The sequence below is a fragment of the Saccharopolyspora sp. NPDC045839 genome (assembly GCF_056431645.1).
In genome coordinates, this window is sequence record NZ_JBWKKH010000004.1 from 280,922 (window position 1) to 296,171 (window position 15,250).

The following is a 15,250-nucleotide window of genomic DNA, read 5'->3' on the forward strand; positions in this document are numbered from 1 at the left end:
CCGTTGTCCACCCTGCGAGCGGATGCATTCGCCGGGAAGTCGGTGCTCGTCGTCGGCGGCAGCAGCGGCATCGGCGCGGCGGTCGCCAACGCCTTCGCCCGCCACGACGCCGAGGTCCGCGTCACCGGAATGGGCCCGCCATCGCCGGAACTGGACACGACCATCGACGCGTTCGACTCCGATGTGACTCGACCGGGCGGCATCAAGACCATTGTGGACGGTCTGGTCAGGCTGGACGTGCTGGTGAACTGCGCGGGAATCATCCGCCGTGGCGCGGAACTGGAGCCGGAGGCGTTCGCCCGGGTCGTCGACGTCAACCTCACCGGCACCATGCGGGCCTGCGCGGCGGCCCGCGCGCTGCTCGCCCGCTCCGGCGGCTGCGTCGTCAACACCGCTTCGATGCTCAGCTTCTTCGGCGGCGCGCAGGTGCCCGGCTACTCGGCCAGCAAGGGCGGCGTGGTGCAGCTGACCAAATCGCTGGCGGCAGGCTACGCGGCCGACCGCATCCGGGTCAACGCGGTGGCGCCGGGCTGGATTCGCACCGCGCTGACGGGAGAACTGCAATCCGATCCCGAAGCCGACGCGCGCATCCTCGCCCGGACCCCGCTGGGCCGCTGGGGAACCCCGCAGGACGTGGCGCGCGCGGTGCTCTTCCTCGCCTCCGCGGAGGCGGAATTCATCACCGGAACGGTCCTCCCGGTCGACGGCGGCTACCTGGCCGTCTGAAAGCTCTCGTTGCACTCGTCTTGCGCAGCGGTGCGGGTGGTGCGCGGCTGCGTCGCTTCAACAAGAAACCGAAACCAGTGGGGAGTGAGCGAAATGTCATCCGAGTTCCAGGTGCTGCCGTCGCCGGCGATCCCGCCCGAGGTGGCGATCGCGGCGGTGCCCGAGGACGACCGGGTGTGGGTGCCGCAAGCGCCGGACGTCTGGTTCCGGCCGCTGATGTTCAACACCGTGGTCGGGCAGTGGTGCAACCTGTTGTGGGTGACCAAGTCCGGCATCGTGTCCCGGCACCGCCACCCCGGCGCGGTGCACGGCTACGTGATCAAGGGCAAGTGGCACTACCACGAACACCCGTGGACGGCCGAGACCGGGCACTACGTGTACGAACCGCCCGGCGAGATCCACACCCTCGCGGTTCCCGCGGATTGCGACGAAATGGTCACGTTCTTCAACATCACCGGTGCGATGATCTACCTTGACGAGGCCGGTCACCAGGTGGGCTACGAAGACGTGTTCACCAAGATCGAAATGTGCCGCGCGCACTACGAGAAGGTCGGACTCGGCGGCGAATTCGTCGACCAGTTCGTGCGTTGACCCGCCGCCGGGCCGACCGGTGGCGGCGGCCCGGCGCCTCGTGATCGGCAGCTGTGCTGAACCGGCGAGCCACGAACGAAGGTGTCCAGATGGCCGACGCGAGCATCCCCGATCCAGCCGGAGCCTTTCCCGACAAGCACATCCCGCGCCCCCAGGTGCGTGACCTCCCCGAACCGCCCGGCAAGCAGTGGCGCCTCATCGGCCCGGGCATCGTCGCCGCCGGGGTCGGCCTGGCCAGCGGCGAGTTCATCCTCTTCCCGTACATCACCTCGCAGGTCGGCCTGACGTTCGTCTGGGCGGCCGTGCTGGGCCTGGTGACGCAGTACTTCCTGAACATGGAGATCGAGCGCTACACCCTGGCCACCGGGGAGACCGCGGTCACCGGCTTCAGCCGGTTGTGGAAGCACTGGGGCCTGGTGTTCGCGATCATGGCCTACTTCGCGAACCTCTGGCCGGCGTGGGCGACGAGCTCGGCGACCCTGGTCAGCTACGTCGTCGGCGGCAACGTCGCGGTGATCTCCGTGGTGATCCTCGTGATCGTGGCGCTGATCCTGACCCTGGCGCCGGCCGTCTACACCGCACTGGAACGCGCGCAGATGCTCAAGGTCGCGGCGATCCTGCTGCTCATCGCGATCGGCTCGCTGTTCGTCATCGGCGCCAACACCTGGTCGGCGCTGCCCAGCGTGGTCACGCAGCCGCGATTCCCCGCCGCGGAACTGGGCTTCGCCGTGCTGATGGGCGCCCTCGCCTTCGCGGGCGCGGGCGGCGGGCAGAACCTGGTGCAGAGCAACTGGATCCGGGACAAGGGTTTCGGGATGGGCCGCTACGTCCCGAAGATCGTCTCGCCGCTGACCGGCGAGACGGAGGCGCGCGGCCAGGCCGGGTTCATCTTCCCGGCCACCGAGGAGAACCTGGCCCGCTGGCGGGTGTGGTGGCGGTTCGCCAACAAGGAGCAGCTGCTCACCTTCGTCGCCATCACCTTCCTGTCCATCATGTTCATGTCGTTGCTGGCCTACGCCACCGTCTTCGGCGGCGACGTGTCCAACGACGTGTCGTTCCTGCGCGCCGAGGGCGAGCAGATGATGGCCACGGCCGGCGGCTGGTACGGCTACTTCTTCTGGATCGTGGGTGCCTTCTCGCTGTTCGCGGCCGCGCTGGGCATCGTCGACTACACCAGCAGACTGGCCGCCGACGTGCTGAAGACGACGTACTTCCCGAACGCCTCCGAGAGCAAGATCTACGCCGGACTGGTGTGGGGCCTGGTGCTGATCGGCGCGCTGGTCGTGGCGGCGGGCCTGGGCCAGCCGCTGCTGCTCGCCACCATCGCGGCCTGCGTCGGCGGGGTCATGATGTTCGTCTACTCAGGACTGCTGATCGCCATCAACCGCAAGATGCTGCCCGCCGCGATCCGCGTCCGCGGCTACCGGCTGGCCGCGCTGATCTGGTCCATCCTGCTGTTCGGCGTGCTCGCGGTGCTGACCGTGAACCAGCAGCTGGACAAGCTGTTCGGCTGACCCGCATGAACGCACGACGGGACGCGAGGTGGTGGCGGTGAAGCCCGGCGAAGCCTACCGCTACCGCCTCGACTGGTTCGTCGGCTTCGTGTCCGTGGTGGAGCACGGCGGGTTCTCCGCCGCGGCGCAGGCGCTGTTCCGGTCGCAGTCCCGGATCAGCACGCACGTCTCGGAGCTGGAGCGGGCGTTGGGCGTGCAGCTCTTCGACCGCTCGCACCACCCCGTGGTGCTGACCGCCGAGGGCCGCGCGCTGCTCCCGCACGCGCGGGGCATCCTCCAGCACCTGCGGGCCGCCAGCGAGGAAGCCGGGCGCGCCGCCCACCGGGTGCGCGGCCGCGTCCGGCTCGGCGCCTATCCCAGCGCGGCGGCACATCTGTTCCCGTTCCTCTTCGAGCGCAGCGCGGCGCAGTTCCCGGGCATCGAGCTGGAGCCGTGGGAGGGCGCGACGCTGGAGCTGGAGGCCGCGCTGATCGCCGGCGACATCGACCTGGCGGTCCGGCCGGTGCTGCCGGTGGCGGCCGGCGGCGCGCTGACCTTCCAACCGCTGTGGCGGGAGCCGCTGGTGGCGGTGGTGGCCGCCGGCGAGGACCGGCCCGCCGGGCCGCTGCGGCTGGCGGACCTGGCGGCGAGGCCGCTGATCACGATCGGCGAGAACACCGACCGCGAGAACGGCCACTTCGAGGCGAGCCTGGCGTTCGAGCAGGCGGGCCTGGTGCCCGACGTCGTCTTCCGCACGAACCAGCCCCAGACCCTGATCGCCCTGGTGCGGCGGGGGATCGCGGTGGGCGTGACGAACGCGTTGGCGATGGTCATGGCGAACACCTCGGGAGTCCGCCTGATCCCGATCAGCGATGTGCCGCAGGGAAGGGAGGTGGCCTTGTGGTGGCGGAAGGACGCAACCCCGACGGAAGCCGGAGAGGCGATCAGAGCCCTGGTATCAGAGGCTCCACTACCGGACTTCACCCACCTGGGCACCTGATCGGCGAAACAGCGATCCCAATTTTAGGCAAAATTGGAAACCGGCCACCCACGCGAAGCGGAACTCCTGCCATGGAGAGAATTCCAATTTTAGGCAAAATCGGGAGCCCATCTCCGCCGCAGGGAACAGTTGAGGGTCGCCTTGTTGCGATCCCAATTTTAGGCAAAATTGGGCGGGGCTTTGACGGGCCCTGGAATGCGGAAGCCTCCGGCCGCTGGGGTCGGAGGCTCCGCCGAGCCGGGAAGTTCGAAAGCTCCACGTGCCAGCGCGGGGCGCCCGGCCGGCACCTCCAGGGTAGCGCTCAGTCGCCTTCGCCGGGACCACCCCAGCCGCCTCCACCTGGGGTTTCGATGCGGATCCGGTCCCCCCGGCGCAGCGGCCAGGTGCCCTTGGCCGGGAGCCCTTCCTCGGTGCCGTCCGCCCGGACCAGGACGTTGCGGCCCACCGCGCCGGGCTCGCCGCCCCGGGCTCCCCGCGGGGCGTGTTCGCGGCGTTCGGACTGGATCGTCAGGGTGCAGTCGGCGAGCGCTTCGATCTCCCGCACCAGGCCGTCGCCGCCCGGGTGCCGTCCCGCGCCGCCGGAGGACGGCCGGAGCTCGTAGCGCCAGACCCGCAGCGGGTAGTCCAGCTCCATCGCTTCCGCCGGCGTGTTCTGGGTGTTGGTCATGCCCGTGTGCACGCCCGACATGCCCGGACGGGCGGGAGTGCCGCCTTCGCCGCCGCCCAGCGTCTCGTAGTAGCTGAACGCCGGGTCGCCGCCGCCGATCAGCAGGTTGTTCATGGTGCCCTGGCTGCCCGCCGGGACGCGGTCGGGGATCGCCTGTGCGAACGCGCCGAGCAGCACGTCCACGATGCGCTGGCTGGTCTCCACGTTGCCCGCCGCCGTCGGGGCCGGGAACGTCGGGTTCACCACCGTGCCTTCCGGCGCTTCGACGCGCAGCGCCCGGTAGCAGCCGGCGTTGGGCGGGGCGTCGGGGTCGGTGAGCATCCGGAGCACGAACATCGACGCCGACAGCGTCACCGCGAACACCGCGTTGCAGTTCACCGGGATCTGCCGGGCGGTGCCGTCGAAATCCACCAGCACCTCGTCGCCGGAGACCGTCACCGCCGCCTTGATCGGGATCCCGTCGCCGATCTCCAGCACGTCCTCGCTGCGGTAGCAGCCGTCGGGGATGTCGCGGATCGCCGCGCGCACCCGGCGGTCCGAGTAGTCGCACACCGCCGCCATCGCCGTGCGCAGCCGCCGCGACCCCATCCGGTCGGCCAGTTCGCGCATCCGCACCGCGCCGACGTGGTTCGCCGCGAACTGGGCGCGCAGGTCGCCGCGGCGTTCCTCGGGGGTCCGCGAGTTCGCCGCGATCAACCGGACCACGTCCTCGCGCTCGCCGGTCGCGTCGGCGATGCGGACCGGCGGGATGCGGACGCCCTCCATCGCGATCTCGGTCGCGGTCGCGGGCATCGAGCCCGGCGCGGCGCCGCCGACGTCCGCGTGGTGGGCGCGGTTGGCCACGTACCCCAGCAGCCGGTCGCCGTCGCCGACGGCGGCGACGATCGTCAGGTCCGGCAGGTGGGTGCCGCCGAGGTAGGGATCGTTCACGCAGACCTGCTCGCCCGGTTCGAGCCGCCCGCAGGTCTCCAGCACGGCGCGGACACTCGCCGGCATCGCGCCCAGGTGCACCGGGATGTGCTCGGCCTGCGCGACCATTTCGCCGTCGGGGTCGAACACCGCGGCCGAGCAGTCGGCGCGTTCCTTGATGTTGGGGGAGTAGGCGGCGCGGCGCAGCGCCACGCCCATCTCGTCGGCGATACCGGCCAGGGCGTGGCGGAACACCTCCAGCTCGACGGCGGTCAGCTCGGTCATGTCAACCGCACCACCAGGTTCCCCGATTCGTCCACTGTGGCCATTTCGTCCTCGGCGAGCAGCGTCGTGGTGTCCGGCTGCTCGATCAGCGCCGGCCCGGCGACCTCGTCGCCCGTCCGCAGCGCGGCCCGGGACACGATCCGCGCGCGCACCGACCGGTCGCCGATGCCGATCTCGCGATCCGGTTTGCGCTCCGGTTCGCCCTGGTCCCAGTCCCGCGGCGAATCCGCGAGGATCGGCTCGCCGCGGGCGATGACCCGCAGCGTGACGACCTCGACCCGCTCGTCGCGCATCGCGTACCCGTACGACTCGCGGTGCGCGTCGTGCAGCAGGTCGGCGAGATCGGCTTGCTCGGTGACGTCGATCCGCAGCTCGTGGGATTGCCCCGCGTAGCGCATATCGGCCACTTTGGACAGTGATATGCCCGTTGTGACGCCTTGCTTTTCGAGCTCCCGATGAGCTTCGGTGCCCAGCTCCTCCCACGCCTGGGACAGGTCTTCGCCGGCATCCACCAGCATCGTTCGCGACGCCTCGAAACGCGGCGGAGCCAGCAGCAGGCCCAGCGCGCTGAGCACGCCGGGCGCAGGCGGCACCACGACGGCGGGGCAGCCGAGTTCCCGCGCCAGCGCGGTCGCGTGCAGCGGGCCCGCGCCGCCGTAGGCGACCAGGGCGAGCCCGGCCGGATCGATGCCGCGCTCGGTGCTGACCCTGCGCAGCGCCCGCGCCATCGTCGCGCGCACGACGGCCAGCACCCCGGCAGCCGGCTCCGGCAGCGTTTCCAGCGCTCGGCGTGCGGCGTCGGCGTCCAGCCGGAGGCCGCCGCCGAGCTCGCGCGCCGGGTCGAGGTGGCCCAGCGCGCAGTGCGCATCCGTCACCGTGGGTTCCTCGCCGCCGAGGCGGTAGCAGGCCGGGCCGGGGTCGGCGCCGGCCGACTGCGGGCCGACCCGCAGCGCGCCGCCGGTGTCGACCCATGCGATCGACCCGCCGCCGGCCCCGACGGTGTGGATGCCGACCGCCGGGGTCCGGAACGGCAGCCCGGCGATCTCCGACGTCGTCGACACCGCCGGGCGGCCCTCGCGGATCAGGCACACGTCGGTGGACGTGCCGCCCATGTCGAAGGCGATCGCGTCCTCGAACCCCGCCGAGCGCGCGACCGCTCCGGCGGCCACCACGCCCGCGGCCGGGCCGGACAGCAGCGTGTGCACGGGTGCCGCCGCGGCGAAGTCCACGCCCGCCGTGCCGCCGCTGGAGGTCATCACGGTGATCGTCGGGTCGGGCAGCCGGGCGGTGAGGTTGGACAGGTAGCGGCGCATCACCGGTTCGATGGCGGCGTTGAGCACGCAGGTCGACGCCCGCTCGAACTCGCGGAACTCCGGCAGCAGCGAGCTGGAGCGGGTGATCGGCACGCCGAGCTCGGCCAGCGCCGCGCACAGCCGCCGCTCGTGGTCGTCGCAGGCGTAGGAGAACAGCAGGCACACGGCGATGGATTCGGGTTCGAGGCGGCGGACCGCGGCCACCACCCGGTCGATCTCGGCGTCGGTCAGCTCGACGACCGCCTGGCCCCGCGGGCTCATCCGCTCGGCGACGGTGACCGAACGCTCGTGCGGCACCAGCGGTTCCGGCTTGGTCGCGGACAGGTCGTAGAGGGCGGGCCGGTTCTGCCGCCCGATCTGCAGGACGTCGGTGAAGCCGTCGGTGGTGACGAAGGCGGTGCGGGCGATCTTGCGCTCCAGCACGGCGTTGGTGGCGGTGGTGCTGCCGTGCGGCAGCAGCCGGAGCGACCCGCCGGGCATGCCTTCGGCGATGCCGCGCTCCACCCCTTCGGCCTGGTCGGCCGGGGTGGTGGGCACCTTGACGGCCCGGGGGCGGTGGCCGGGGGCGTGCACGACGACGTCGGTGAACGTGCCACCGACGTCCACCCCGGCACACGCCTCGGCCTCTCCGGTCATCGCAGTCACCCACGCTCAATCATCGCGCAGCGGCACCCGTTCGGCAGCCGCAGCGTGGCCGATCCTGGCTGTGAGCCGCCCATCCTCGTGAGTGGTTCTGGTCGTTATAGCGCTTGTTCTGGAAGGTGGTTCGATCTTTGTCTTTGAAGCGGCGCAGCCGCTTAGCCCACCCTCGCAACTTGCACCGCTGCGGGTTCTCAGACGTCGTCTGGCGAGGACAGCCCCGATGCCGCGTATTGGTCATACGTAAGTCGGGGCTCCCACAGTCCAGGCGGCGTCTGAGGTTCCGCCACCCGCACCGCCACGCAAAACGAGTGTGGAAACAGCCTCTACTGTGGATTGTCCAGTTGGTCGAAGGTGGGCTGGCGGCTCGCCGCCACGTGCTCGAGGGCGATCCGGGCCGCTTCTTCGGCGTTGCCCGCGGCGATCGCGTCGAACAGGTCGGTGTGCTCCCGGCAGAGCATCTCCGGGTCGGTCGCGCTGGTGAGCCGGAACAGCCAGCGGACCTTGCTGTTCAGCGGCGCCATCATCGAGTGCAGCAGCTCGTTGTCGGCGAGGTCGATGATCGTCGCGTGGAACGCGGCATTGGCGCGGGCGATGCCGTCCTTGTCCGCGGCGGCCGTGGTCGCCCGCGCCTCGTCGAGGTGCGCCCGCAGCCGCTGCAGGCCCTGCCGGTCGGCGCGCTGCGCCGCGAGCCGGGCGGCCAGCGATTCCAGGCTCTCCCGGATCTCGAACAGGTTCTCGACGTCCTTCGCCGTCATCGAGGCGACCACCACGCCGCGCCGCGGCAGCGCGCGCACCAGCCCTTCCGACTCCAGCTGTAGGAACGCCTCGCGCAGCGGGATCCGCGAAACCTCCAGCTGCTGCGCGAGATCGCGCTCCACCAACCGGAATTCGGGCGGGTAGGCCCCGGAGATGATCCGCTCCCGCAGCTCGTCGGCGATCGAGTCGCGCAACGAACGGTGCGCCGACCCTACGGAAGGTCGCGCTTCCAGCGACACCTGGCACCTCCTGGCCGCGGTCCGGCTCCCGCGCGGCCCATCGTATTCCGCCTACTCGGGCAGCGAGATCTCGATCCCGATGCCCTTGTCGCGCGCCCGGTCGACGAGGATCCGGGCGGTCGCGAGGTCCTGGATCGGCACACCGACCGAGTTGAACAGGGTGATCTGCGCGTCGTCGCGGCGGCCGGGCTTCGCGCCGGTGAGGACCTCGCCGAGTTCGTCGCGGACGTGGTCGACCGTGATGGCGCCTTCGTCGAGCGCGATCGACACGGCACCCGATTCGGCGAGCGCGGTGTCCAGCGAGTCCACCACGACGCGGGCGCGCGCGATGCCGTCGGTGTCGATCTCCCGGTGGTCCCGGCGCGGTGGCGCCCCGACGGCGTTGACGTGCAGGCCCTCGCCGAACCAGCGACCGGCGACCACGGGCGTCGCCGCCGGGGTGAGGGTGCAGAGGACGTCCGAGCCGCGGACGACCTGCTCGGGGCTGCCGGCGAGCTCGACGTCCACGCCGCTGTCGGCCACGGCATCCCGGAAGGCCCGGGCGCTTGTCTCGGTGCGGCTCCACACCAGCACCCGGTCGATCGGCCGGACCCGCGTGATCGCCGCGAGGTGGCTGTGCGCCTGCGCGCCCGCCCCGATCAGGCCGAGCACGTGCGCGTCGGGACGGGCCAGGCAGCGGGTCGCGACGGCGGAGGCGGCGGCGGTCCGGTACTGGGTGATCGCGCCGCCGTCGAGGAATGCCTCGCAGACCCCGTTCTCGGGGTTCACCAGGACGATCGTCGACTGCTGCCGGGGCAGCGCGCGGGCCGGGTTCGCGGGCACGTCGGCGAGCAGCTTGACGCCACCGGCCTGCCCGTCGGCGAGCGCCGCGGTCATCGGGATCAGGTGCGCGTCGGTGCCGGGCGTGCGGGCGGCGTGCCGTTCGGGCTGGTCGGCGCGGCCGAGGGCGAGGTCCTCGTGCGCCTTCTGCACCGCATCGATCACCTCGTCCATCGAGATCAGCGAGCGAACGTCGGACCGGGTCAGGATGCGCACCATCGGGACCTCTCCGTCGAAGAAGGAGCGTTGGTCTATGGTATACCATATTGCGAACCCGGGCTGCGATCTCCGCCCGGGCGGGCGAGCTCAGGTCACCGGCGCCGCCCGGCCGCCAGCGGGACGATCCGGCCGCGGCGCTCCAGCTTCTGCCACGGCAGCCGGGCGCCGGCGAGGGCGGTGATCACCGACTGCACCACGACCAGGTACATCAGCTGCCGGTACACGATCTGCTGCAGCGGCAGAACCAGCAGCGGGCGCAGCGGCTCGCCGTCCAGCCGGAAGGCGATCACGCCGGGAACCGCCTGCAGCGCCAGGAACCCCAGCCAGGTCAGCGCTACCGTGCCGGCGTCCTCGGTGAACAGGGCGAAGCACGCGGTCACGTCGACCACCGGGGAGATCACCTGCAGTAACACCTGGAAGACGAGCAGGTAGGGCAGGCCGCGCCGGCCGAGCCGTCCCGCTGCGCCGCGCTCGATGACGGCCCGCCGGTGCTTCCAGATCGCCTGCAACGTCCCGTAGCACCACCGGTAGCGCTGCTTCCACAGCTGGCCGTAGGTGGCCGGCGCCTCGGTCCACGAGATCGCGTTCTGCTCGTACACCACTCGCCACCCGGCGCGCTCCAGTGCCATGGTCAGGTCGGTGTCCTCGGCGAGGGTGTCGTCGCTGACGCCGCCGATGTCGAGGACCGCCGAACGGCGGAAGGCGCCGAGCGCGCCGGGCACCGTCGGCGTGCAGTGCAGCACGTCGTAGACGCGGCGGTCGAGGTTGAAGCCGATCACGTACTCGATGTGCTGCCAGCGGCCCAGCAGGCTGCGGCGGTTGCCGACCTTGACGTTGCCGGACACCGCGCCGATCGCCGGGCCGGTGAAGTGCGCGACCAGCCGTCCCACCGCATCGGGTTCGAGGACTGTGTCGCCGTCCACCATGACCACCAGCTCGGAGTTCGCTGCGGCCAGCCCGGTGTTGAGCGCCGCGGACTTGCCGGAGTTCTCCTGCCGGATCAGCCGGATGCGCGGGAACCGCTCCTGCAGCCGCTCGACCACCTCGACGGTCCGGTCGGTGGAGCCGTCGTCGACCACGATCACCTCCACCGGATGCTCGGAGGCGAGGATCGATCGCACCGTGTTCGCGATGCCGGCTTCCTCGTTGTACGCCGGGACGATCACGCCGACGCGCTGGCTGATCTGCCACGGCGGTTCCCATCGGCGGGAACGCCGCACGTGGATGGGCACGACGAGCAGCACGAAGACGCCGCGCAGCGCGACCAGCACGGTCGCCGCCAACAGCAGCGCGCGCAGCGCGTCCGACAGCCGGGCGGACGACCAGATGGTGGTGGCGAGCAGGGTGCCTGCGATGCGGTCGACGATCCCGGCCTCGTTCATCGTGCCGGGAAGCCGGAAGGTGCCGCCGACCGAGTCGACCTGCCAGCCGGAGCGCTGCAGATCGGGCAGCAAGCGGTCGAGAGCCTCGGCGGTCGCCGGGCCGGCGGTGCCGCTCATCATCAGCACCGCGCCGCGGTCGTCGCGGGGCGTCGAATTCGCCAGCACGGCCGCCGCGTCGGGTTGCCGCCAGTCCTGCGAGTCCAGATCGGCCAGCACCACCTGGCGGCCGTGGTTTCCGATGCGCAGGAACGCCTTCCACGCGTCGTAGTCCAGCGATCCGGTGGTCGCGTACGGCGGCTGGACGAGGTTGGTCGTGATGCCGGCGGCGCTCGCCAGCACGAGGTCGGTGGCCTGCAGTTCCAGTTGGACCCGCAGGTCGCCGGCCTGCCGCAGGTCGGTGCGGGTGAGGGTGCGGTTGCCGATTTCGTGCCCGGCGTCGACGATCCGGCGGACCAGCGCCTGGTTCTCGGCGGCCTGAGCGCCGGTCACGAAGAAGGTGGCGTGCACCTGATGCCGGGCCAGCACGTCCAGCAGCATCGGTGTCCACTGTGGATCAGGTCCGTCGGCGAAGGTCAGCGCCAGGTGGCGGTCCGGCGGGTGCTGCACCACCGGCTCGCGCGGATCGATCACGGAACCGCCGGCGAACGCGGATTCGGGCACGAACTGCCTGCTGCCGCTCGGCGTGCTCGGCGCGCCCGCGCGGCTGAGCACGGTGTCGAGGCCGAGCAGACCGCACAGCACGAGGAGCACCAGACCGAGCAGCAGCCAGTGCGCCCGGGGAGTTCGGGGGAGTTGCGAGCGACGCGGCAAAAGTTGTTCCTGCTCTAGGAGTTGACGCCCGCGGTGTCGGCAGCGGCGGGGCGGGGGTGCGCGAGTTGAGCATCGCCGCGGCGAGGAAGCCCCCGAGGCACACGAGCACGAGGCTGATCACCAGGATGACCCGGCGGAACGTGCGTCGACGGCGACCGCTGCTGTCGACGAAGACCGGTTCCGCAGGATGGTGCACCCGGCGCACGCTCCGGTCCGGGCGCACGTCGAGGGTGGTTTCGCCGCTACGTCTCCGCCGTCCGGAGTGTCCGGTGTGGACCACGACGGTGCCGGGGCCGCCGCGGCGCCGGTGCCTGGCATGGACTTCTTCCGAGCCGCTACGGGGTCGCTGGCGGCCTCGTCGGGACATCACTACTCCGGTTGTCGGAAACGTTGATCACTCGAATGGGCAAGTCGGGACACCGTACGATAACGTTACGGTCACTATGGACCAAGGCACGTCGTTCGTCGGGGACGCGTGCGAGTGATCTGAACGCGCGGAGTGAACACGGATCGTGAGAGTTTTCTTGCGGCGCACCGCCCGACTGGTGTCGCTGGCGCTGGCCGGCCTGGTCGTGCTCGTCGCCGCCGTTGCGCTGTACCTGGACTTCTCGCTGGGCAGGGTGCCCGCGTTCACCGACTACCTCGACCGCAACGCTCCCGCGCAGGGCACGAACTGGCTGCTGGTCGGTTCGGACAGTCGCGATGGGCTTACCGCGCAGCAGGAACAGGATCTGGTCACCGGCGGTACGGCCGACGCGGCCGGATCCCGTACCGACACGGTCATGCTGCTGCACATCCCGGCCGGTGCGGGTGCGCCGACGCTGGTCAGCCTGCCGCGCGATTCCCTGGTGCCGATCGAGGGCCACGGTCCGAACAAGCTCAACGCGGCGTACGCCTACGGAGGTCCGACGCTGCTGTCCCGGACCGTCGAGGAGGTCACCGGGCTCCGCATCGACCACTACCTGGAGATCGGCCTGGGCGGTTTCGCCGGGGTGGTGGACGCGGTCGGCGGCGTGCGGATGTGCCTGCCGCAGGCGATCCACGACCCGAAGATCGACCTGACCCTCGCGGCAGGCTGCCAGCAGCTGACCGGCGCGCAGGCGCTCGGATTCGTCCGCACCCGAGCCCTCGCGCGCGGCGACCTGGAACGCGCGGAGCACCAGCGGGAGTTCCTCACCTCGTTGGTGCGCAAGGCGACCAGCCGGGAGGTGTTGTTCAACCCGGTGCGCTCGGTGCCCATGACGTGGCGGCTCGCCGATGCCGTCACCGTCGCCGACGGCGACCACCTGGACGACCTCGGGCAGCTCGGCTACCAGGCGAGCACCGCGGGCGACGGGTTGATCACGGCGACCGTGCCGACCAACGGCGGGATGGACATGCCGGGTGTCGGCGCGGTCCTGTTCTGGGACAAGGAGAAGTCGGCGGAGCTGTTCGCCGCGCTCGGGCAGGATCGGCCGGTGCCCCGCGAGGCGCTCTCGGGTGCCCGGTGAACGGTCGGGCCGGGTCTGTCGGCAGCGAGCCGACCTGGCAGTCCTTGACGCCGACGGCGTCGCGGGTGAACGTCTCGACGTTCTTCTGCGCCCGCTCCGGGTCGTTGACCCACATCCGGTAGAAGTCGAACGGGCAGTCCGCCACGCCATAAACGGCGTGGGTGGAGCGTCAAGCGCTGCGCCGCACCGACCTGGAATCGGCTTGGGGATCGAGGGAGTTGGAGGCTCGGTCTCGTACGGAGCCGTGAGCGCTTTGTGTTGCTGTAGCGACACAAAACGCTCACGGCTAACGGGCATCCGTCCCGCCGGAGCGGGTTTCAGAGGCGGGTGATGACGTCGAAGTCGTAGCCGTCGGCCACCGCCAGGTGGACGTGCTGGGCCGCCTGGTGGCCGCGGAACTCGACCGTGCCGCGCGGGCCCTGATAGGCGGTTCCGTCGATGGCGGCGTTGAACTCCGCCATGCGGGTCGAGCCCGCTCGCCGCGCCAGCTTCGCCAACGTGCGCAGGCCCTCGTAGCAGGATTCGGCGGCGTTGTTCAGCGGCGGCGCCGACGGGCCGTGCAGCCGGGTGTACGCGCCGAGCAGGTCCATCGCGTCCGCCGTGGCCAGCGACCGGAAGTATCCCGCCGAGACGAACAGGTTCCGGGTCGCCTCCAGGCCGCTGGCGAGCAGCATGCTCTCCTCCATCAGCGGGCTGAAGCGCACCAGGCGTTCGTGCAGGCCCTGCGCGGCGAAGGCGCGGTTGAACCGCACAGCGTCCTGCCCGACGAGCAGCATCAGCACGCCGTCGCACGGGGAGTCGGCCAGTTGCCTGGCCACCTGCCGCATGTCGCCGGTGCCCAGGCCGACGAAGGTCTCGCCGACGATCCGCAGGTCCAGTTCGCGCGCGAAGGCGCGGACCGCGGCGGTCGAGCCGCGTGGCCAGACGTAGTCGTCGCCGACCACGAACCAGCGGCGCACGCCGGCGTTGTCGCGCAGCCACCGCAGCGCCGGGGCGATCTGGAAGCGCGGCGTCTCGCCGGAGCAGAAGATGCCGGCGCGCCGCTCGCCGCCTTCGTAGAGCGAGGTGTAGACGTAGGGCACGCGGTCGGCCACGACCGGCGCGATCGCGTGCCGCACCGAGGAGATGTGCCAGCCGGTGACCGCGTCGATCTCCCCGGCCGCGACCAGCCTGCCGACCTCCGCGGCGACCTCGCGCGGCGGCGCGCCGCCGTCCACGACGTGCACGGCCACCTCGCGGCCGAGGATCCCGCCGGCGTCGTTGAGCTCCTGCACCGCGAGTTCGGTGATCGCCTCGCAGGACGGGCCGAACAGGCCGGCCGGGCCGCGCAGCGGGATCACCATGCCCACGCGCCACCTCGCGGCGCGTTCGCGCACCGCTGGGCCGAATGCCATTCGCGGCTCCGAAAATGGCGAGAGTCTCGATCGCTTCCAGGTGGAAGTCTTACGATTCTCGCTGGATAGCGCAAGAGTGAGGATCGGGGAGCATGGCAGCAGGTGACGTCGCGGCGAGTCCGCCGCTGACCAGGACGCTGGCCCGGGCCGCGCGCGCGGTCACCGCGAGCGTCGAGCAGGTCGTCCGGCCGGAGGGGCTGACATTCGACCAGTGGCTGGTGGTGGAAACCCTGGCAGCGGAGGGAAGTCTGGCGATGGCCGAGCTCGGTGAGCGCACCATGATCACCGGACCGACCCTGACCAGGCTGGTGGACCGGCTGGTCACGACGGCCCTGGTGTACCGGGAGGTGGACCCGGCGGATCGCCGCAAGGTCCTGGTGCACCTGAGCCGCCGGGGCGAGGCGCTGCACCGGGAGGTGGCGCCGAAGGTCGCCGAGGTCGAGCGGCGCCTCCTGGGCGGGCTCAAGCGCGCCGGGGCGGTGCTGGAAGCCCTGGAGGGCATGGCGGAGCGCTGA

Annotated in this window: 12 protein-coding genes; 6 read left to right on the plus strand and 6 right to left on the minus strand. The window is 71.2% G+C overall.

Annotation, left to right across the window (positions count from 1 at the left end):
- Positions 1-3: 3 nt before the first annotated feature.
- The 4 genes from AC07EQ_RS08660 (at position 4) to AC07EQ_RS08675 (ending at position 3,810) form a co-directional block, all read left to right on the plus strand.
- A complete protein-coding gene (locus AC07EQ_RS08660; RefSeq protein WP_478387391.1) occupies positions 4-726 on the plus strand; it encodes an SDR family NAD(P)-dependent oxidoreductase in 723 nt (240 codons plus the stop codon).
- Positions 727-819: 93 nt separating this feature from the next.
- Positions 820-1,317 (plus strand): 2,4'-dihydroxyacetophenone dioxygenase family protein, encoded by a 498-nt coding sequence (locus AC07EQ_RS08665; RefSeq protein WP_478387392.1) that lies wholly within the window; start codon positions 820-822, stop codon positions 1,315-1,317.
- Positions 1,318-1,406: 89 nt separating this feature from the next.
- Entirely contained in the window at positions 1,407-2,831 is a 1,425-nt protein-coding gene (locus AC07EQ_RS08670) for an Nramp family divalent metal transporter (RefSeq protein ID WP_478387393.1), read from the plus strand.
- Between the two features lie 37 nt (positions 2,832-2,868).
- Complete coding sequence (locus AC07EQ_RS08675; RefSeq protein WP_478387394.1) at positions 2,869-3,810, plus strand: LysR family transcriptional regulator; 942 nt, start codon at positions 2,869-2,871, stop codon at positions 3,808-3,810.
- Between the two features lie 301 nt (positions 3,811-4,111).
- On the opposite strand, the gene AC07EQ_RS08680 is transcribed toward AC07EQ_RS08675, so the two are convergent.
- The 5 genes from AC07EQ_RS08680 to AC07EQ_RS08700 all read right to left on the minus strand — a co-directional run bounded on the left by AC07EQ_RS08680 (position 4,112) and on the right by AC07EQ_RS08700 (position 11,851).
- A complete protein-coding gene (locus AC07EQ_RS08680) occupies positions 4,112-5,671 on the minus strand; it encodes a hydantoinase B/oxoprolinase family protein (protein WP_478387395.1) in 1,560 nt (519 codons plus the stop codon).
- Positions 5,668-7,620: a hydantoinase/oxoprolinase family protein gene (locus AC07EQ_RS08685; protein ID WP_478387396.1), complete on the minus strand. Its 1,953-nt coding sequence runs from the start codon at positions 7,618-7,620 to the stop codon at positions 5,668-5,670. The genes AC07EQ_RS08680 and AC07EQ_RS08685 overlap by 4 nt, the downstream gene beginning before the upstream one ends.
- A 329-nt stretch (positions 7,621-7,949) precedes the next feature.
- Positions 7,950-8,621, minus strand: coding sequence for a GntR family transcriptional regulator (locus AC07EQ_RS08690; protein WP_478387397.1), 672 nt, complete (start codon positions 8,619-8,621; stop codon positions 7,950-7,952).
- Between the two features lie 51 nt (positions 8,622-8,672).
- Positions 8,673-9,659: an ornithine cyclodeaminase family protein gene (locus AC07EQ_RS08695; RefSeq protein WP_478387398.1), complete on the minus strand. Its 987-nt coding sequence runs from the start codon at positions 9,657-9,659 to the stop codon at positions 8,673-8,675.
- 92 nt (positions 9,660-9,751) lie between these two features.
- Positions 9,752-11,851, minus strand: a complete 2,100-nt coding sequence (locus AC07EQ_RS08700) for a bifunctional polysaccharide deacetylase/glycosyltransferase family 2 protein (RefSeq protein ID WP_478387399.1) — start codon at positions 11,849-11,851, stop codon at positions 9,752-9,754.
- A 512-nt stretch (positions 11,852-12,363) separates the two neighbouring features.
- Between AC07EQ_RS08700 and AC07EQ_RS08705 the strand changes: the two genes are divergently transcribed.
- Positions 12,364-13,341 carry an LCP family protein gene (locus AC07EQ_RS08705; protein ID WP_478387400.1) on the plus strand — a complete coding sequence of 326 codons (978 nt, stop codon included), beginning with the start codon at positions 12,364-12,366 and terminating at the stop codon, positions 13,339-13,341.
- A 317-nt stretch (positions 13,342-13,658) separates the two neighbouring features.
- Here the strand turns inward: AC07EQ_RS08705 and AC07EQ_RS08710 are convergent, their stop codons facing one another.
- The gene (locus AC07EQ_RS08710; RefSeq protein ID WP_478387401.1) at positions 13,659-14,735 is read right to left on the minus strand and encodes a substrate-binding domain-containing protein; all 1,077 of its coding nucleotides are present in this window, start codon (positions 14,733-14,735) and stop codon (positions 13,659-13,661) included.
- Between the two features lie 92 nt (positions 14,736-14,827).
- Here AC07EQ_RS08710 and AC07EQ_RS08715 point away from each other — a divergent pair, with 92 nt between their 5' ends.
- On the plus strand, positions 14,828-15,250 hold the full coding sequence (locus tag AC07EQ_RS08715; RefSeq protein WP_478387402.1) for a MarR family transcriptional regulator: 423 nt from the start codon (positions 14,828-14,830) through the stop codon (positions 15,248-15,250).

Bases quoted from the DNA above. Each gene is read 5' to 3' on its own strand.
- AC07EQ_RS08715 (WP_478387402.1), top strand. From the start codon at position 14,828: ATGGCAGCAGGTGACGTCGCGGCGAGTCCGCCGCTGACCAGGACGCTG.
- AC07EQ_RS08670 (WP_478387393.1), top strand. From the start codon at position 1,407: ATGGCCGACGCGAGCATCCCCGATCCAGCCGGAGCCTTTCCCGACAAG.
- AC07EQ_RS08665 (WP_478387392.1), top strand. From the start codon at position 820: ATGTCATCCGAGTTCCAGGTGCTGCCGTCGCCGGCGATCCCGCCCGAG.
- AC07EQ_RS08710 (WP_478387401.1), bottom strand. From the start codon at position 14,735: ATGGCATTCGGCCCAGCGGTGCGCGAACGCGCCGCGAGGTGGCGCGTG.
- AC07EQ_RS08695 (WP_478387398.1), bottom strand. From the start codon at position 9,659: ATGGTGCGCATCCTGACCCGGTCCGACGTTCGCTCGCTGATCTCGATG.
- AC07EQ_RS08680 (WP_478387395.1), bottom strand. From the start codon at position 5,671: ATGACCGAGCTGACCGCCGTCGAGCTGGAGGTGTTCCGCCACGCCCTG.
- AC07EQ_RS08685 (WP_478387396.1), bottom strand. From the start codon at position 7,620: ATGACCGGAGAGGCCGAGGCGTGTGCCGGGGTGGACGTCGGTGGCACG.